16 protein-coding genes are annotated in these 17459 nt (G+C 60.1%); 6 read left to right on the top strand and 10 right to left on the bottom strand.

Features of this window, described 5'->3' with window-relative positions; all coding sequences use genetic code 11:
• Positions 1-16 precede the first annotated feature (16 nt).
• Positions 17-706, top strand: coding sequence for a DUF4197 domain-containing protein (locus EJA70_RS10680; protein WP_008078422.1), 690 nt, complete (start codon positions 17-19; stop codon positions 704-706).
• Positions 707-1135: 429 nt separating this feature from the next.
• Here the strand turns inward: EJA70_RS10680 and EJA70_RS10675 are convergent, their stop codons facing one another.
• Both EJA70_RS10675 and EJA70_RS10670 read right to left on the bottom strand, forming a co-directional pair.
• Positions 1136-4207: an efflux RND transporter permease subunit gene (locus EJA70_RS10675; RefSeq protein ID WP_158830716.1), complete on the bottom strand. Its 3072-nt coding sequence runs from the start codon at positions 4205-4207 to the stop codon at positions 1136-1138.
• Between the two features lie 6 nt (positions 4208-4213).
• Positions 4214-5326, bottom strand: coding sequence for an efflux RND transporter periplasmic adaptor subunit (locus tag EJA70_RS10670; protein ID WP_158830715.1), 1113 nt, complete (start codon positions 5324-5326; stop codon positions 4214-4216).
• 94 nt (positions 5327-5420) lie between these two features.
• Here EJA70_RS10670 and EJA70_RS10665 point away from each other — a divergent pair, with 94 nt between their 5' ends.
• Positions 5421-6056: a TetR/AcrR family transcriptional regulator gene (locus tag EJA70_RS10665; protein ID WP_158830714.1), complete on the top strand. Its 636-nt coding sequence runs from the start codon at positions 5421-5423 to the stop codon at positions 6054-6056.
• A 131-nt stretch (positions 6057-6187) separates the two neighbouring features.
• Here the strand turns inward: EJA70_RS10665 and EJA70_RS10660 are convergent, their stop codons facing one another.
• Positions 6188-6970 carry a class I SAM-dependent methyltransferase gene (locus EJA70_RS10660; RefSeq protein ID WP_158830713.1) on the bottom strand — a complete coding sequence of 261 codons (783 nt, stop codon included), beginning with the start codon at positions 6968-6970 and terminating at the stop codon, positions 6188-6190.
• Positions 6971-7062: 92 nt separating this feature from the next.
• On the opposite strand from EJA70_RS10660, the gene EJA70_RS10655 reads away from it, so the two are divergent.
• A complete protein-coding gene (locus EJA70_RS10655) occupies positions 7063-7683 on the top strand; it encodes a hypothetical protein (protein ID WP_008078403.1) in 621 nt (206 codons plus the stop codon).
• Positions 7684-7686: 3 nt separating this feature from the next.
• Here EJA70_RS10655 and EJA70_RS10650 read toward each other — a convergent pair whose 3' ends face one another.
• The 7 genes from EJA70_RS10650 to ppc form a co-directional block, all read right to left on the bottom strand.
• A complete protein-coding gene (locus EJA70_RS10650) occupies positions 7687-8379 on the bottom strand; it encodes an extensin family protein (protein WP_158830712.1) in 693 nt (230 codons plus the stop codon).
• 2 nt (positions 8380-8381) lie between these two features.
• Complete coding sequence (locus EJA70_RS10645; RefSeq protein ID WP_158830711.1) at positions 8382-9203, bottom strand: oxaloacetate decarboxylase; 822 nt, start codon at positions 9201-9203, stop codon at positions 8382-8384.
• A gap of 29 nt (positions 9204-9232) precedes the next feature.
• Positions 9233-10093: a DUF72 domain-containing protein gene (locus EJA70_RS10640; RefSeq protein ID WP_158830710.1), complete on the bottom strand. Its 861-nt coding sequence runs from the start codon at positions 10091-10093 to the stop codon at positions 9233-9235.
• Positions 10093-10401, bottom strand: a complete 309-nt coding sequence (locus EJA70_RS10635; protein WP_008078387.1) for a hypothetical protein — start codon at positions 10399-10401, stop codon at positions 10093-10095. The genes EJA70_RS10640 and EJA70_RS10635 overlap by 1 nt, the downstream gene beginning before the upstream one ends.
• A gap of 393 nt (positions 10402-10794) precedes the next feature.
• Complete coding sequence (gene tsaB, locus EJA70_RS10630) at positions 10795-11469, bottom strand: tRNA (adenosine(37)-N6)-threonylcarbamoyltransferase complex dimerization subunit type 1 TsaB (RefSeq protein ID WP_158830709.1); 675 nt, start codon at positions 11467-11469, stop codon at positions 10795-10797.
• A gap of 93 nt (positions 11470-11562) precedes the next feature.
• The gene (adk, locus tag EJA70_RS10625) at positions 11563-12210 is read right to left on the bottom strand and encodes an adenylate kinase (RefSeq protein WP_093436683.1); all 648 of its coding nucleotides are present in this window, start codon (positions 12208-12210) and stop codon (positions 11563-11565) included.
• A gap of 300 nt (positions 12211-12510) precedes the next feature.
• Positions 12511-15141 carry a phosphoenolpyruvate carboxylase gene (gene ppc, locus EJA70_RS10620; RefSeq protein ID WP_158830708.1) on the bottom strand — a complete coding sequence of 877 codons (2631 nt, stop codon included), beginning with the start codon at positions 15139-15141 and terminating at the stop codon, positions 12511-12513.
• A 213-nt stretch (positions 15142-15354) separates the two neighbouring features.
• Here ppc and EJA70_RS10615 point away from each other — a divergent pair, with 213 nt between their 5' ends.
• The 3 genes from EJA70_RS10615 (at position 15355) to EJA70_RS10605 (ending at position 17317) form a co-directional block, all read left to right on the top strand.
• The gene (locus tag EJA70_RS10615) at positions 15355-15699 is read left to right on the top strand and encodes a hypothetical protein (protein WP_008078374.1); all 345 of its coding nucleotides are present in this window, start codon (positions 15355-15357) and stop codon (positions 15697-15699) included.
• A gap of 369 nt (positions 15700-16068) precedes the next feature.
• Positions 16069-16473 (top strand): DUF4398 domain-containing protein, encoded by a 405-nt coding sequence (locus tag EJA70_RS10610; protein WP_034154861.1) that lies wholly within the window; start codon positions 16069-16071, stop codon positions 16471-16473.
• 55 nt (positions 16474-16528) lie between these two features.
• Positions 16529-17317 carry an OmpA family protein gene (locus EJA70_RS10605; RefSeq protein WP_158830707.1) on the top strand — a complete coding sequence of 263 codons (789 nt, stop codon included), beginning with the start codon at positions 16529-16531 and terminating at the stop codon, positions 17315-17317.
• The last annotated feature ends 142 nt before the right edge of the window (positions 17318-17459 follow it).

The raw sequence follows: 17459 nt of genomic DNA, 5'->3' as shown, positions 1-17459 counted from the left end.
GTACAAGGAAGCCACCATGCTCCGCCCTACCCTACGCTTCGCCGGCCTCTGCGCGGGCTTGATGATCTGCGCCAACGCCATGGCGCTGTCGCTCAGTGACCTGTCGCAAAAAGACGCCACCGGTGGCCTCAAGGATGCCTTGACCCAAGGCGCGCAAATCGCCGTCAAACAACTCGGCACCCCGGGCGGCTTCAGTAACAACCCGGAGGTGAAAATCGAACTGCCGGGCAAACTCGGCAAAGCTGCCAGCAAAATGAAAGCCTTCGGCATGGGCGCCCAGGTTGAAGAGCTGGAAACCGCGATGAACAAAGCGGCGGAAAGTGCAGTGACCCAGGCCCAGCCAATCCTCGTCGACGCCGTGAAAAAAATGAGCGTCGCCGACGCGAAAGGCATCCTCAGCGGCGGCCAGGATTCGGCCACGCAATACCTCGACAAATCCAGCCGCGAACAAATCCGCGCCAAGTTCCTGCCAATCGTCAAACAGGCGACCGACAAGGTTGGCGTGGCGCAGAAGTACAACTCGTTTGCCGGCCAGGCCGCAGCGTTCGGTGTGGTCGATGCGAAGAGCGCGAACGTCGAAAACTACGTGACCGAGCAGGCGCTGAATGGCTTGTTCGAAATGATCGGCAAACAGGAAGAAACCATCCGCCAGAACCCGGCCGCTGCGGCGACGAGTCTGGCGAAGAAAGTCTTCGGCACGTTGTAACGTCCCATGTAGGAGCTGCCGAAGGCTGCGATCTTTTGATCTTGAGTATCTGTATCAAAGACAAGATCAAAAGATCGCAGCCTTCGGCAGCTCCTACATGAAATCAAACCCGCGCCAACACTAGGCCGAGTGTCAGCTCGCCTGCTTTTGATCTTAGAGCCCGTCGGGAGGCTGAGTGGAGGGATTCATACGGGGAAAGCATCGAGGGAGGTGCAGCGCAGCAAACCGTAGACGATGCCCCCGGATGAACCCGGAACGAAGGAACCCGAGCCTTAGCGAGGGCCGGACGTCAGGGCACAGACCTTTGGTTCCTTTGGGGCGTTTGCCAAAGGGACTCGCTGTAAAAGCGAAACCGCCAGCGGCAACCCCCGCAGAAACGGATATTCACAAAGAACACCCAGAGCATGGTCGGCGCAAAGGCCGCCAAGCTCAAACGGATTCCCGCCGAACCCTGAACCAAGCCGCATACAACGCCGGCAAAAACAACAGCGTCAACGCCGTAGCAACAATCAACCCGCCCATGATCGCCACCGCCATCGGCCCGAAAAACACACTGCGCGACAACGGAATCATCGCCAACACCGCCGCCAAAGCCGTCAACACAATCGGCCGAAACCGCCGCACCGTCGCCTCGATAATCGCCTGCCAAGGCCTCAGTCCCGAGGCAATATCCTGCTCGATCTGATCCACCAGAATCACCGAATTGCGCATGATCATCCCGGACAACGCAATCGTCCCCAACATCGCCACAAACCCGAACGGCTGACGGAACACCAGCAAAAACAGCACCACCCCGATCAACCCCAGCGGCGCCGTCAAGAACACCATCGCCGTGCGCGAAAAACTGCGCAACTGCACCATCAGCAACGTCAGCACCACGACGATGAACATCGGCACCCCGGCATTCACCGACTTCTGCCCACGCTCGGAATCCTCCACCGTGCCACCGACCTCCAGCAAATAGCCGTCAGGCAATTCAGCACGAACCGGGTCCAGCGTCGGCATGATCTGCTTCACCAGCGTCGCCGGCTGCTCCTTGCCATAAATATCCGCCCGCACCGTCACCGTCGGCAGACGATTGCGGCTCCAGATAATCCCCTCTTCGAAGCCGTATTCCAACGTCGCAACCTGCGATAACGCCACACTGCGACCGTTATCCGTCGGCACCGCCAGGCTCGGCAACAGCGACAACTCAGTACGCTCATGCACCGTGCCGCGCAGCAGAATCTCGATCAACTCATTGTCTTCGCGATACTGACTGACACTCGACCCGGTCAACGAACTCTGCAGGAATTTCGCCAGATTGGCCGTGCTCACACCGAGCGCCCGCGCGCGGTCCTGATCAATGTTCAGGTACACGACTTTGCTCGGCTCTTCCCAATCCAGATGCACGTTGACCACATGCGGATTCTCACGAACCCTGGCCGCAACTTTTCGCGCCAGCGCGCGGACTTCTTCGATGTGTTCACCGGTCACCCGGAACTGCACCGGATAACCTACCGGCGGGCCGTTTTCCAGGCGCGTAACCCGTGAGCGCATGGCCGGGAATTGTTCATCAAGCGTCGCGATCAACCAGCTGCGCAGCGCCTCACGCTCTTCGATGGTCTTGGCCAACACCACAAACTGCGCAAAGCTCACGGCCGGTAATTGCTGATCCAGCGGCAGGTAAAAACGCGGCGAACCGGTGCCGATATAGGCCACATAGTTGTCGATGCCGGCGTGATCCTTGAGCATCGCTTCCAGTCGTTTGACCTCTGCGGCGGTATTGGCCAGCGAGGCACCTTCGGCCAACTTCAGATCAACCATCAGCTCCAGCCGGTTGGAGGCCGGGAAGAACTGCTGCGGCACGAAGCGGAACAACATCACCGAGGCGATAAACAGTCCTACCGTCAGCACAATCACAGTCTTGCGGTGAACCACACACCACTCGACCAGACGCCGAACCCGCTGATAAAACGGCGTGCCATACGGATCGGGTTGACCATCGCCGGAGCCATGTTTGGCCGCGTGAATTTTCGCCAGATCCGGCAGGAGTTTTTCCCCCAGATACGGCACAAACACCACCGCCGCCACCCATGACGCCAGCAGCGCAATGGTCACCACCTGAAAGATCGAGCGCGTGTATTCGCCGGTGCCCGATTGCGCGGTGGCAATCGGCAAGAACCCGGCAGCGGTGATCAACGTACCGGTGAGCATCGGGAACGCCGTGCTGGTCCAGGCGTAACTCGCCGCGCGGATGCGATCGAAGCCCTGCTCGATTTTGATCGCCATCATTTCCACAGCAATGATCGCGTCGTCCACCAACAGACCCAGCGCCAGCACCAGCGCCCCCAGGGAAATCTTGTGCAGGCCGATGCCCAGGTAATACATGCAGGCAAAGGTCATCGCCAGCACCAGCGGAATGGTCAGCGCGACGACCATCCCGGTGCGCACGCCGAGGGAGAAGAAGCTCACCAGCAACACGATCGCCAGCGCTTCGACCAACACCTGGACGAACTCGCCAACCCCGGTTTTTACTGCTGCCGGCTGATCGGAGACCTTGCGCAACTGCATGCCGGCCGGCAGGTTTTTCTGGATGCGCGAGAACTCGACTTCCAGCGCTTTACCGAGCACGAGAATATCGCCGCCATCCTTCATCGCGACTGCCAGACCCAGCGCGTCTTCGCCCATGAAGCGCATGCGCGGTGCCGGAGGATCATTGAAACCGCGCCGCACATCAGCGACATCGGAGATGCGGAACGTACGATCACCGACGCGGATCGGGAAGTTTCTTATCTCATCGACTGTCTGAAAATTCCCCGAGACCCGTAGCTGCAATCGCTCGCTACCGGTTTCAAAGAACCCGGCGGTCGATACCGCGTTCTGTTCTTGCAGCGCCTGTTGCACCGCCGCCAGTGGTAAACCGAGGGTTGCCAGTTTGACGTTGGACAGTTCGACCCAGATTTTTTCGTCCTGCAAACCGAGCAGCTCGACCTTGCCGACGTCCTTGACCCGTTGCAGCTGGATCTGGATGCGATCGGCGTAATCCTTGAGCACTGCGTAATCGAAACCATCGCCGGTCAGCGCATAGATATTGCCGAACGTGGTGCCGAATTCATCGTTGAAGAACGGCCCCTGAATGTCCGGCGGCAAGGTCTGGCGGATATCGCTGACCTTCTTGCGCACCTGGTACCAGAGGTCGGGAATATCCTTGGAATGCATCGAGTCACGGGCGATAAACATCACCTGCGATTCACCGGGACGTGAAAACGAGACGATGCGCTCGTACTCGCCGGTTTCCATCAGTTTCTTTTCGATGCGTTCGGTAACCTGGCGCGAGACTTCCTGCGCGGTCGCGCCCGGCCAGCGAGTCTGGATGACCATGGCCTTGAAGGTGAACGGCGGGTCTTCACTCTGACCGAGCTTGGTGTAGGACAACGCGCCGACGATGGCCAGCAAAAGCATCAGGAACAGTACGATCTGGCGATTACGCAGCGCCCATTCGGAAAGGTTGAAGCGCATCGGGGCTTACTCCTTGTCCGCCAGATTGACCACACGGTTGGAGCGATCCACCGGACGCACCTGCTGCCCTTCGAGCAATACATGCACGCCAGCCGCCACTACCCAGTCGCTGGCGTTCAGGCCTTCCAGCACTGGCACGGTTTTTTCGCCGAACGGGCCGATGCGCACCGGGGTTTTCTTCACCGTGTTGTTGCCGTTGACGACCCAGACGTAGGTCGCGCCGTTTTCAGCGGTGAGTGCAGAAAGCGGCACCGACAGCGACACGGCATCGGCCGATTGCACGAACACGCGAGCGCTCTGGCCCAACTCCGCCGGGACTTTGCCACTGGTGAAAGAGATGCGTGCGGCGAAGGTGCGCGAGCGTGGATCGGCGGCGGGCGACAGTTCGCGGATCTGTCCGGCGAAGCGCTGATTCTGCTGCGTCCACAACTCGACGGTGACCGGCTGACCGACCTTGAAGCGGCCAAAGCTCTGTTCCGGCAGGCTGATCAGCACTTCACGTTCGCCATCAGTGGCGAGGGTGAACATGGTTTGCCCGGCGGCCACCACTTGCCCGACTTCCACCGAACGCTTGGCCACCACGCCGTCCTGCGGCGCACGCAGTACCGCGTAACTGGCCTGATTGGTCGAAACGTTGAATTCAGCTTTGATTTGTTTAAGGCGGGCTTCACCAGAACGGTAAAGGTTTTCGGCGTTGTCGTAGGCCGAGCGGCTGACCATCTGCCGATCCATCAGGGTCTTGTAGCGATCGCGCTCGGAGCGCACCAGATTGAGATTGGCTTCGGCGGCAGCGACCTGTGCGCGGGTGGCTTCGAGTTGCAGGCGCACGTCCTGCGGATCGAGTTCGGCGAGCGCTTGATCGGCTTTCACGCGCTGACCTTCATCGACCAGTCGTCGGCTGACTTTGCCGCCGATGCGGAACGCCAGATCCGGTTCGTAGCGGGCGCGCACCTCGCCCGGATAACTTTCCATCGCCTGCGCCGAAGGCTCTGGCTGCACCACCATAGCCGGTCGCACGGTGACTTGCGTCGCCTCGTCCTGACCGCATGCGGACAATAACAACGCCAGACTCACTGGCAATGCAAATGGCCACGTGAAATGCAGTGCATGACGGAACATGGTGATGGACCTTTCGCTAATGCTGCTTGGAATAATTATACTGGCCGGTATGTTATTAATAGCAAACTCACCAGTCCAGTAATAAAAGCGAAGAATGTCGAACAATCTTGCAGCTCCAAACGGCCCGGGCCGTCCCAAGGATCTGGCCAAGCGCCAGGCGATCCTCGACGCCGCGAAAACTCTGTTTCTGAGTCATGGTTATGCCAACACCAGCATGGACGCGGTCGCCAGCGAGGCTGGCGTGTCGAAGCTGACGGTTTACAGCCATTTCAACGACAAGGAGACGCTGTTCTCCGCCGCCGTGGTGGCCAAATGCGAGGAGCAATTACCGCCGCTGTTCTTCGAATTGCCCGAAGGCATCGCCGTCGAAAATGTGTTGCTGAACATTGCGCGAGGCTTTCATCACCTGATCAACAGCGATGAATCGGTGAATTTGCACCGTTTGATCATGGCGCTGGGCAGTCAGGATCCGAAGTTGTCGCTGATCTTCTTCGAGGCGGGGCCACAGCGCATGGTGCTGGGCATGGAGCGGCTGCTGACGCGCATCCATGAGACGGGCGCGCTGAATATCGACCTGCCGCGTAATGCGGCCGAGCATTTCTTCTGCCTGATCAAAGGTGCGGGGAATTTTCGGTTGTTGTATGGCTGTGGGGAGCCGTTGAGCGAAGAGGCTTCGCAGAGCCATATTGAGGAAGTTGTGGGGCTGTTTATGCGCGCATACAAGCCCTGACTTCTGCGGTGTCGGCACTGACGCCATCGCTGGCAAGCCAGCTCCCACAAGGATTTGGGTGTGATCACAAATCGTCTGCACACCGCTGAACCCTGTGGGAGCTGGCTTGCCAGCGATAGAAGCGACGCGGATTAAGGCTTGAGCGCTTTCTTCGGGTAGATATCGTAGCGGCTCGATTTGCCATCCAGTGCATGACTCGGCTTCGGCCCTTCAATGCACGGCGCCTTGCGCGGTCGCTTGACCACCACCCGGTGCGTCGCCAGGGCCAAAGCCGCCTGCAACAGCGCCGGCGCATCCGGGTCATCGCCCACCAACGGCCGGAACAGGCGCATTTCCTTCTTCACCAGCGCTGTCTTCTCGCGGTGCGGAAACATCGGGTCGAGGTAGATCACCTGCGGCGCCTCACCTTCCCAGTTCTGCATGACCTCGATGGAATTGCCTTTGAGCAATTTCATCCGCGCCACAATCGGCGCCACGTCGAAATCTTCAGCACCGCGCGCCAGACCATCTTCGAGCAGCGCGCCAATCAACGGCTGACGCTCGATCAGGCTCATCTCGCAACCGAGGCTGGCCAGCACAAACGCATCCTTGCCCAGCCCCGCCGTGGCATCCAGCACGCGCGGGCGCACGCCTTGCGCGACGCCGACAGCCTTGGCGATCATCTGCCCGCTGCCGCCACCGTATAAACGCCGATGCGCCGCGCCGCCCTCGACGAAGTCGACCCGCACCGGCCCCGGTGCGTCCGGGCCAAGCTGCTGCAGCTGCAAACCCTGCTCGCCGACCTGCAAGGCAAACTCGCCGTCCGCCACCTCACGCGGCAGACCGAGACGCTCGGCCCACTGCTCGGCTTGCACTTCAAACGTCGGGCCGAGGGCCTGAACATAAATGCGGCAGGCCGCGGGTTGCTCAATCATGGAAAACACGCTCAAAAATTCAAGGAGCGGCAAAAACCGCCGATAACTCATTCAACGCGCATTTTGCCAGAGCTGAGCGTCAACCGAAAAAAATGTCAGGCATTCTTCCCACATCGATTGGCTACATCTCGCCCCATGGCGACTTTAGCCGTCAAAACACTCAAGCACTGAGCGGCGTCAGTCATCTGTGGCAGGATTTCTTTGCCCAGGCGATGGCCGAGCAGTCGAGTGATGTGGTGCCGGCCTGCGGCACGTTTCCACCGGTTGATCTGAGCAGCACTGAAGAGCCGACCATCGGCAGCGACCTGCACGCGCACATCGTCAGCCAGCGCGAATGCGATGTGGTGGAAACCGAAGTGCGCCCGCCGGAGCCATTGTTCCTGCCGATCGCCGAGTTCGAAACGGAACTGCTGGACAAGCCTTTCCCACCGTTCCCGGCAGAAGAACTGAAAGCTCAGCAAGAACAGCAGGATTTCGACAGCAGCTGGGTACGGCCGATCGTGATCAACAATGGCCAGCCAGTACCCGAGCCAGGTGCCGCGCCGCAGAAGAAACCGCTGTACCTGCCGATTGCCGAATTCGACCTCGATCTGCTGCAAAAACCTTATCCGCCGTTCCCGCCGGAAGAAATCGTCGAGCAACAGAAGGCCCTGGACTTCGATAACGGCTGGGCACGCCCGATCGTTCTGCAGAACCTGCGCATCGCCGCTTAAGCCTCAGCGACACACGCTCCAACGCCCGACATCGACATGAAAGTGATTGCGATGGGCGGCGTTGTAATCCGGGCTCAACACCACACTGAACGCCTCGCAGGCGCCGTCGCGCACCTGGCGCAGAAACTGCGCGTGCTGGTTTTGCTTGGGCCAATCCTTGAGCACGCTGATGCTGCGGCCGTCGGCCAGACGAAACCCGGCGATGTCCAGCGCATCGGCGCTGGCGTGACGACTGAGTGCGCCGCTCTCGCGGTTGTAGATATTGCGGCAGGCGAAGCTGCCGAGGTGGTCGAGGCGCACGACTTTCTCGCCGTACACAGCTTGCGCAGCGGGTTGCAGGGTGTGGTGTTCGAACATGGCGTAGGCGACTGCCAGCGGACAACTGGCGAGGAAACTGCTGCTCAGCGCCACCTCACCGCCCTGCACGCGCAAAGCGCCGATCAGCGGGCACTTGGCGTCGGGGCTGTCGGATTGTCGCGTGACGCGCAGATCGGAGCTGCTCAAGGCCTGGGCACAAAGTTGCGGGTCGCTGCGCAAACGCATCAGCTTGTAACCGGTCAGCCAGTTGGGCGCGGCTTTGACGTCCAGTGGTGCCCACGGATTCCACTGTGGCGGCACCTCCAGCCAGCCGCGCCAGATACTGACGACAGCGCCGCCGATGAGCAGCAGCACCGTCAGTGCAGTCCATCGCCCCATGCTCAGTCCTTGAAGAACTGATTGGCTTTGGCGTACGGCATCGACTGCGAGGTGAACCCGAACGTGCCGGATTGCTGGATCTCTTCAGCGGCGCGCAAGAACTCGCCGAACGCCGCCAGCGCCAGTGCCGAACCGGTGCTGATACGGCGCACGCCCATATCCTGCAGCTCCTGCACGGTCAGTTTCAAACCGCCGGACATCAACACGTTGACCGGTTTCGGCGCCACCGCGCGCACCACCGCCCGCACTTCTTCGGCATTGCGCAAACCCGGCGCGTACAGCACGTCGGCGCCCGCGTCAGCGAAAGCCTTTAGCCGGCGAATGGTGTCGTTGATGTCGGGATTGCCGTGCAGATAATTCTCCGCACGGGCGGTGAGGATGAAGGGAAACGGCAGCGTGCGCACGGCGGCGACGGCGGCTTCGATGCGCGCCACCGCGTGTTCGAAACAGTAGATTGGCGCGTCCGGTCGGCCCGTCGCATCTTCGATCGAGCCACCGACTGCGCCCGCTTCGGCAGCGCGCAACAGGCTTTTTGCGGACTCGGCCGGATCATCGGCAAAACCGTTTTCCAGATCCACCGCCACCGGCAAATCGGTCGCGGCGACAATCGCGCGGACGTTGGCCAAGGTCTCATCGAGACTCAACGCACCATCGGCCTTGCCTTGGGAAAACGCATAACCGGCGCTGGTCGTTGCCAGGGCTTGATAGCCGAGGCTGGCGAGCATCTTCGCTGAACCGGCATCCCACGGATTGGGAATGACGAAAATCTGCGAACGCTCATGCAGCGCTTTGAAGGCGTGGGCTTTAACGGTTTGCGCGTCCATCGGCAGACTCCAGGGCAAAAAAAATCGCCTCAGAGCAGGCCAAGTTGCTCGGCGGCGGGTTCTCTGTATAGCTCAGGCAGGGACGGCAAGCCAGGCAAACGTTGCATCAGTTGTGCATGAAACCGTTGCGCCAGCTTCGCCGCCAGCAAGTTGTCGGCGGTGTGCAGGAAGATATACGGCGTGCGCCCCTCTTCGATCCACTCGGCGATTTTCGCCACCCACGGCACGAGGAACGTGTCGTTGGCCTCAAGCTCGGGATGGCCGATGAAACGTACCTGCGGGAATTGTGTGAACGCCGCCGGACGCGTCGGCACGCGGGGCTTTTTCGATTGCGCGTGGATCACCGAGGACTCGGTCGACAGGCAACTGAACAGCGCGCGCGGATCAAGGCAGATGCGCTCGACGCCACGGTCGAGCAACAAGCGATTGAGCAGGCGTTCGCTCTCGCCTTTGGCGAAGAATTGTTCATGCCGCACTTCCACCGCCAGCGGGCAATCCAGCGCATCGATGAACGCCGCCAGTTCCGGCAGCCGATGCGGCGTAAAGCTTTTCGACAGTTGCAGCCACAGCGGCGACACGCGTTCACCCAGCGGCTTGAGCAACTGCAGGAAAGTCTCGGCGGCGGTCAGTTGCTCGCGCAGGTCACCACTGTGGCTGATATCGCCAGGGAATTTGGCGGTGAAACGAAAGTGCGCGGGCATGACCTCGGCCCAACGCTGCACGGTGGCGGGCGACGGGCTGGCGTAGAAGGTCGTGTTGCCTTCAACAGCGTTGAACACTTGGCAATACAGGCTGAGAAAATCAGAGGTTTTGGCGTCTTGCGGATAGAGGTACTCGCGCCAGGCGTTTTCGCTCCAGGACGGGCAACCGAGGTAGTAAGGCAGCGCCATCAGATGTACAGATCGAGGCCCAGCACGTCCGCATCCCAATCGACAAAACCGGCCGTGCTCAGGTAGCTGGCGAGGGCCATGGCCACGCTCTTTTTCATCGCACGGTGGTAGATCATGTCTTGCTGACGGGCAGGCAGATTGCTCAGGCGTTGCGCAGAGGCTTTGGCAGCTCGGGCGGCCAGTTGCTCTTCGGTCGGAAATTCCAGCTCACCGTCGATATCGTCGACGGATTCATCCACGGTCACATTGCCTTTGCGAGGCTTGCGCTTGATGGGATAGGACTGAGAGGAGAGGCCGTCTATACGCATAAATTCATGCTCGGTATCGATGATGGCAATTTAGCGGCACCTGACCGACTTAGCAAATCGCCGAGTGATAACTAGAACACATAAAGCGCAAAAGGTTTAAAACCGGAGGGTGGAAACTGACGATTGGCAGGATTCGCGGAATGTCGCACTGGGTTTTGGGGGGAAGCTTGGTGGAGGCCTAGGGTGAGTTTTTTGTGGTGAGGGGATTTATCCCCGACCGGCTGCGCAGCAGTCGTAGATCCGTACGATGCGGTGTACCTGATACACCGGGTAAACAGGTTTTGTGGCCGCTTCGCAGCCCATCGGGGATAAATCCCCTCGCCACAAAATGTCCTCACTGCAAAAACCCCTTAGCCACAAAAACCCCCTCACCAGAGGGAATTTCCGGATGGACTATCGAGCTTTGGGGGTGGCGACTTTGTCGCGCAGATAAACCGGTTGTGCGTCGTCCGCCGGGATCGATTCGCCGCGTTCCCAGGCGAAGCGCGCCAGGGTCAACAGATCTTCGGCGTGCGGCAGCATGCCGGCGTCGGAGCCCGTCAGTTGGACGGCGATGCGCTCGGCATAACCCCAACCGGTGCCGGCACCGAACCACTCGCCACTGGCATCCGCCGGCAACGCGACCACTTCCGGCGGCAACACCGCTTCAGCGCCAACAAGGCGCATCTCCCCCGCCGTCTCGCGGTAGCAGCCCCAATACACCTCATCCATGCGCGCATCGATGGCGGCCGCGACCTGGCTCACGCCATGCTCACGCAACGCGCGCTGCGCCAACACCGCCAGGTTGGACACCGGCAACACCGGGCGCTCCAGCGCAAATGCCAGCCCCTGCACTACACCAATGGCAATCCGCACACCGGTAAACGCACCCGGCCCGCGACCGAAAGCGATCGCATCGACCGCCTGCAACGTAGTGCCGGCGTCGGCCAGCAGTTGCTGAATCATCGGCAACAGCTTCTGCGCGTGCAGGCGCGGGATCACCTCGTAATGGCTCGTGACCTTGCCGTCATGCAGCAAGGCAACGGAGCAAGCTTCGGTCGCGGTGTCCAGGGCCAGCAAGGTGCTCATCGATGTTTCCAAAACAGGGGTGGGAAAAAGTGCGTCAGTATAAACAACTACGGCCCGCAAGCGGGCCGTGGATGATGCTGCGATTCAGACTTTTCAGCTCAGCGCTGCCAGCACCTTGGTGGTGATTGCATCTACCGAACCAACGCCTTCGATGTGGCTGTACTTTGGCTTGCCGTTGGCAGCCGAGAGCTTCTGGTAGAAGTCCACCAGCGGCTTGGTCTGCGAATGGTAGACCGACAGGCGATGACGCACGGTTTCTTCGGTGTCGTCCTTGCGCTGTACCAGCTCTTCGCCGGTGATGTCGTCTTTGCCTGCGATTTTCGGCGGGTTGTAGACGATGTGGTAAACGCGGCCACTGGCTTCGTGAACACGACGGCCGGCGATGCGTTGAACGATTTCTTCGTCTTCAACAGCGATTTCAACCACAGCGTCCAGCTCGACGCCGGCGCTAACCAGTGCTTCAGCCTGCGGAATGGTGCGCGGGAAACCGTCGAACAGGAAACCGTTGGCGCAGTCTGGCTGAGCGATACGGTCCTGAACCAGTGCGATGATCAGGTCATCCGACACCAGGCCGCCGGCATCCATGATGCTCTTGGCTTGCACGCCCAGTGGAGTACCGGCCTTGACCGCTGCACGCAGCATGTCGCCAGTGGAAATTTGTGGAATGCCGAATTTTTCGGTGATGAACTTAGCCTGAGTACCTTTACCGGCCCCGGGAGCTCCCAGCAGAATGACGCGCATTAGATGTGCTCCTCAATTTTTTTATAAAAAGCTTTTACAAAACAAAGGATTCGCCTCTTGGGACGAATCCTGAAAATACGGGTCGTGGCCGCACAAACGGCCAAAGGGTGATCAAGATACACAGCAGGCTGCGCCCACACAAGACGCCAAAAGTCGGAGAAACCGACGCCCCCCGCGACCTTGCGACGCGGTACCCCAAGTCGCAACCCCATCATTAACTGTCGCCTGACGGCACTTTCGCCGGGCAGGCAAAGCGGCATTCGGCGTTTGTGACCGGTGCCGCGCGCCACGACAGAAACCTTAGCCGGTGTTACGCAAACCGGCGGCAATCCCCGCCACAGACACCAGCAGCGCCTGTTCCACCGGGCTGCCCTGCTCGACCTCCTGCTGCCGCGAACGCGCCAGCAACTCGGCCTGCAATAGATGCAGCGGGTCGAGGTAGGTGTTGCGCAAACGGATGAATTCGAGGGTGTCCGGGCTATGTGCCAGCAGCTGCGACTGGCCAGTCAGACCAAGTACCACCGCGCACGCCTGCGACAATAGGTCGCGTAACTGCGCGCCCAACGGCAGCAGGTCCGGCTCGACCAGACGCTGATCGTAGGACAGCGCAATATCCGCGTCAGCCTTGGCCAGCACCATTTCCAACATATCGATACGCGTGCGGAAGAACGGCCACTGCTCGCGCATCTGCCCGAGCAACTCGCCTTCGCCACGTTCCAGCGCTTTGCTCAACGCCGATTCCCAGCCGAGCCACGCCGGCAGCATCAGCCGCGTTTGCGTCCAGCCGAAGATCCACGGAATTGCTCGCAGACTCTCGATACCGCCCGCGCGACGTTTGGCCGGCCGACTGCCGAGCGGCAAACGGCCCAACTCCTGCTCCGGTGTCGACTGGCGGAAATACTCAACGAACTGCGGATTTTCCCGCACCACCTGACGGTAAGCACTGACACCATCGGCCGCCAATTCGTCCATCAGATGACGCCATTCCGGGGTCGGTGGCGGTGGTGGCAGCAAGGTCGCTTCAAGCACCGCCGCCAGATACAGATTGAGGTTTTGCTCGGCAATGTCCGGCAGGCCGAATTTGAATCGAATCATTTCCCCCTGCTCGGTGGTACGGAAACGCCCCGCCACCGAACCCGGTGGCTGCGACAGAATCGCCGCGTGCGCCGGGCCGCCGCCACGGCCTACGGTGCCGCCGCGACCGTGGAACAGCAGCAGTTCGACTTGCTGCTCACGGCAAATTTCCACCAAGCGCTCCTGCGCGCGATATTGCGCCCAGGCCGCTGCCGTGGTGCCGGCGTCCTTAGCCGAGTCGGAATAACCGATCATCACTTCCTGTGGGCCTTGCAGCCGTGCGCGGTAACCCGGCAGCAGCAACAACCGCTCCATCACTGGCCCGGCGTTATCGAGGTCGGCGAGGGTTTCGAACAGTGGCACCACGCGCATCGGTCGCAGTACGCCGGACTCTTTGAGTAACAGTTGCACGGCGAGCACATCGGAAGCGGCGCCGGCCATGGAGATCACGTAGGAACCGAGCGAGGCGCCCGGCGCCGCAGCAATTTCCTTGCAGGTGTTGAGCACTTCGGCGGTGTCGGCCGAGGGTTTGAAATGTGCCGGCAGCAGTGGCCGGCGATTGCTCAGTTCGCGGGTCAGGAAAGTGATGCGTTGCTCTTCGTCCCAGTCTTCGTAGCGACCAAGGCCGAGGTAGTCGGTGATTTCGGTCATCGCCGAGCTGTGTCGTGACGAGTCCTGGCGCACATCGAGGCGCACGAGGAACAGGCCGAAGGTCACCGCCCTGCGCAAGCAATCGAGCAGCGGGCCGTCAGCGATCACGCCCATGCCGCATTCGTGCAGCGAGTTGAAACACAGCTCCAGCGGATCGAGCAGGTCGCGATTGTTGTGCAGCACATCGGCCGGCGCCGGGGTGTTCGCCGCCAGTGAGGCGTGCGCCCAGTTACGTGTGGCACGCAGACGTTCGCGCAATTGCTTGAGCACCGCCCGATACGGTTCGGCGCTGTCGCCAGCCTTGGCTTTCAGGGCCTCGCTGGCCTGCTGCATCGACAACTCGGCGGCGAGGTGATCGACATCACGCAGGTACAAATCGGCGGCCATCCAGCGCGCCAGCAGCAACACTTCGCGGGTTACTGCGGCGGTGACGTTGGGGTTACCGTCACGGTCGCCGCCCATCCACGAAGCGAAGCGGATCGGTGCAGCTTCAAGCGGCAAGCGCAGGCCTGTCGCTTCAAACAAGGCCTTGTCGGCCTTGCGCATATGGTTGGGAATCGCCTGCCACAGCGAATGCTCGATCACCGCGAAACCCCATTTGGCTTCATCAACCGGCGTCGGTCGTGTGCGGCGGATTTCTTCGGTGTGCCAGGCTTCGGCAATCAAGCGTTGCAGGGTGTTTTGAATCTGTTCGCGTTCGGCGCTGGTCAGGTCGCGATGATCCTGGGCTGCGAGTTGCGCGGCGATCGCGTCGTACTTCTGGATCAGCGTGCGCCGTGCGACTTCGGTCGGGTGCGCGGTCAGCACCAGTTCGATTTCCAGTCGCGACAGTTGCCGCGCCAGCGATTCGGCACTGTGGCCTTCGTTGCGCAAACGCGCGAGTAGTTCCGGCAACACGCGGGACTCGAACGGCGCCGGCTGCGACTCTTCGCGCCGATGGATCAACTGATACTGCTCGGCGATGTTCGCCAGATTGAGAAACTGGTTGAACGCGCGCGCCACCGGGAGCAGTTCGTCCTCGCTCAATTGATTGAGGCTGGCGCTCAGTTCAGCGTCCATCGAGCCACGGCGATCGGCCTTGGCGCCCTTGCGAATCTGCTCGATCTTGTCGAGAAACGCCTCGCCGTATTGATCTCGAATGGTGTTGCCCAACAGCTCTCCGAGCAGGTGAACGTCTTCGCGCAAGCGTGCATCAATATCGGTCATCAGCAATTCCCCAGCAGTAATCCGGACGGCTTAGAAACAAGTGCATGACCTAGAGAGTGCCGCTCTGCGCCGCTTCTTACAAGCATCCGACCAAGGGACTTTAAACCTTGTGGCCGAAAGCTAGTCTCAACAGTAAGCCGTACAACGGCTTGCCGCCGGCCCCGGCGGACACTCACCCAGACCTGCCATGAGCAGGTGCGAAATGAGGTCATCATGAAAATTCGTGAACTCGCCCAGCATTGGGAAGAAAACGCCAAAGGTCGCCTGACTGACACTGGCTACACGATTCATCTGGACGTTGAAGCGGCTGCGCGACTGGCAGCGATTGCCGAGATGTACCCTAAACGGCATGCCGAAGAACTGCTCGGCGAACTGATCGGCGCCGCCCTTGAAGAGTTTGAAGCGAGCCTGCCGTATGTGAAGGGTTCGACGGTGGTAGCGACGGATGAGGAAGGTGATCCGCTGTACGAAGACGTCGGGCCTACGCCACGGTTTCTCGCGCTGTCGCGCCGCCACTTACATGACCTCTCGGCCGCTGCCGGCAAGCAAAAACACTAAACTTCTAACGCCTCAAAACCTGTGGGAGCTGGCTTGCCAGCGATGGCGTCAGTGCAGTCGCCGATGTGTTGAATCTGATGGCCCCATCGCTGGCAAGCCAGCTCCCACAGGAATTGTAATTTAGCTCCAAAACTACGTCTTTTTTCCCCCGCGCGTACCGCTTCAGCACGCCAAAGTTCCCGCCCCAGAGCCTTGTCCATTCGGTCAAAAATTATTTAGGCGATAGGCCATCTTTTCTGAACTTTTGAAAAACGCCTCCGGTCGGAAGCTGTAACCACGCCTGGAACGAGCGTTTCAAATAACGCACTTGGATACGACATTTTCGGCTCCTCGACCAGGATGGATTCAGATGTTTTCAGGAGATGCCTAATGGAGTTGAAGACCATGAAAAACCAAACCTCGTTTACCCACCTGCGCGGTCTGAAACTGGCTGCCCTGGCAATCGGCACCAGCTTTGTACTGGCCGGTTGCGCCGGTAACCCGCCGACCGAGCAGTACGCCGTGACCCAATCGGCAGTCAACAGCGCGGTCAGCGCTGGCGGTACCGAGTTCGCGGCGGTCGAAATGAAGCAAGCGCAGGACAAACTGAAACAAGCCGAAATCGCCATGCACGACAAGAAGTATGACGAAGCGCGCACCCTGTCCGAGCAAGCCGAGTGGGACGCTCGCGTAGCCGAACGCAAAGCTCAGGCAGCCAAGGCTGAACAAGCCGTGAAGGATTCCCAGAAAGGTGTTCAGGAACTGCGTCAGGAAAGTCAGCGCACTGTGCAGTAAGCGCGCATCCCGATCGCAACGCTGAAACTTTTATCGATAGAAAGGACGAAAAATTATGCGTAAGCAACTGATGATCCCCGCTCTTCTGGCCGCAAGTGTCGCTCTGGCTGCCTGCTCGACCCCACCTAACCCGAATCTGGAAAGCGCGCGCACCAACTACTCGGGTCTGCAAGCCAACCCGCAAGCGAGCAAAGTCGCAGCGCTGGAAACCAAAGACGCCAGTGATTACCTGGACAAGGCCGACAAGGCTTATCTGGACAAGCAAGACGCGGCCAAGGTTGACCAACTGGCCTACCTGACCAACCAGCGTGTGGAAGTGGCCAAGCAGACCATCGCCCTGCGCACCGCTGAAAATAACCTGAAGAACGCCGCTGCCCAACGTGCCCAGGCACGTCTGGATGCTCGCGATCAGCAGATCAAACAGCTGCAGGACAGCCTGAACGCCAAGCAGACCGATCGCGGTACGCTGGTGACTTTCGGTGACGTACTGTTCGCCACCGACCGTGCTGACCTGAAATCCAGCGGTCTGGTCAACATCAACAAACTGGCGCAGTTCCTCCAGGAAAACCCTGATCGCAAAGTGATTGTCGAGGGTTACACCGACAGCACCGGTACTGCGAGCCACAACCAGACACTGTCTGAGCGTCGCGCCAATTCCGTGCGTACTGCTCTGGTGAAAATGGGCGTTGATCCAGCGCGCATCGTTGCTCAGGGCTACGGCAAGGAATACCCGGTTGCCGAGAACGGCAGCGTGTCGGGTCGTGCGATGAACCGTCGTGTGGAAGTGACCATTTCCAACGACAACCAGCCGGTTGTGCCGCGTTCGGCTGTTAGCTCGAACTAAGCGTCCTGCTGTAACGCGAAAGCCCCGCCTGACTGAGTCACGCGGGGCTTTTTTAGATCAAAAGATCGCAGCCTTCGGCAGCTCCTACATTGGAATGCGTTTCCTGTAGGAGCTGCCGAAGGCTGCGATCTTTTGCGTTTAT

It is taken from the genome of Pseudomonas sp. PB103, from assembly GCF_009764635.1.
Lineage (GTDB): Bacteria > Pseudomonadota > Gammaproteobacteria > Pseudomonadales > Pseudomonadaceae > Aquipseudomonas.
Note: the sequence above shows the minus strand (reverse complement) of the source record. Positions and strands in the feature narration are given on the sequence as shown.

Coding starts and splice junctions, on each gene's coding strand:
- EJA70_RS10680 (WP_008078422.1), top strand. CDS start 17: ATGCTCCGCCCTACCCTACGCTTCGCCGGCCTCTGCGCGGGCTTGATG.
- EJA70_RS10675 (WP_158830716.1), bottom strand. CDS start 4,207: ATGCGCTTCAACCTTTCCGAATGGGCGCTGCGTAATCGCCAGATCGTA.
- EJA70_RS10670 (WP_158830715.1), bottom strand. CDS start 5,326: ATGTTCCGTCATGCACTGCATTTCACGTGGCCATTTGCATTGCCAGTG.
- EJA70_RS10665 (WP_158830714.1), top strand. CDS start 5,421: ATGTCGAACAATCTTGCAGCTCCAAACGGCCCGGGCCGTCCCAAGGAT.
- EJA70_RS10660 (WP_158830713.1), bottom strand. CDS start 6,970: ATGATTGAGCAACCCGCGGCCTGCCGCATTTATGTTCAGGCCCTCGGC.
- EJA70_RS10655 (WP_008078403.1), top strand. CDS start 7,063: ATGTCAGGCATTCTTCCCACATCGATTGGCTACATCTCGCCCCATGGC.
- EJA70_RS10650 (WP_158830712.1), bottom strand. CDS start 8,379: ATGGGGCGATGGACTGCACTGACGGTGCTGCTGCTCATCGGCGGCGCT.
- EJA70_RS10645 (WP_158830711.1), bottom strand. CDS start 9,203: ATGGACGCGCAAACCGTTAAAGCCCACGCCTTCAAAGCGCTGCATGAG.
- EJA70_RS10640 (WP_158830710.1), bottom strand. CDS start 10,093: ATGGCGCTGCCTTACTACCTCGGTTGCCCGTCCTGGAGCGAAAACGCC.
- EJA70_RS10635 (WP_008078387.1), bottom strand. CDS start 10,401: ATGCGTATAGACGGCCTCTCCTCTCAGTCCTATCCCATCAAGCGCAAG.
- tsaB (WP_158830709.1), bottom strand. CDS start 11,469: ATGAGCACCTTGCTGGCCCTGGACACCGCGACCGAAGCTTGCTCCGTT.
- adk (WP_093436683.1), bottom strand. CDS start 12,210: ATGCGCGTCATTCTGCTGGGAGCTCCCGGGGCCGGTAAAGGTACTCAG.
- ppc (WP_158830708.1), bottom strand. CDS start 15,141: ATGACCGATATTGATGCACGCTTGCGCGAAGACGTTCACCTGCTCGGA.
- EJA70_RS10615 (WP_008078374.1), top strand. CDS start 15,355: ATGAAAATTCGTGAACTCGCCCAGCATTGGGAAGAAAACGCCAAAGGT.
- EJA70_RS10610 (WP_034154861.1), top strand. CDS start 16,069: ATGGAGTTGAAGACCATGAAAAACCAAACCTCGTTTACCCACCTGCGC.
- EJA70_RS10605 (WP_158830707.1), top strand. CDS start 16,529: ATGCGTAAGCAACTGATGATCCCCGCTCTTCTGGCCGCAAGTGTCGCT.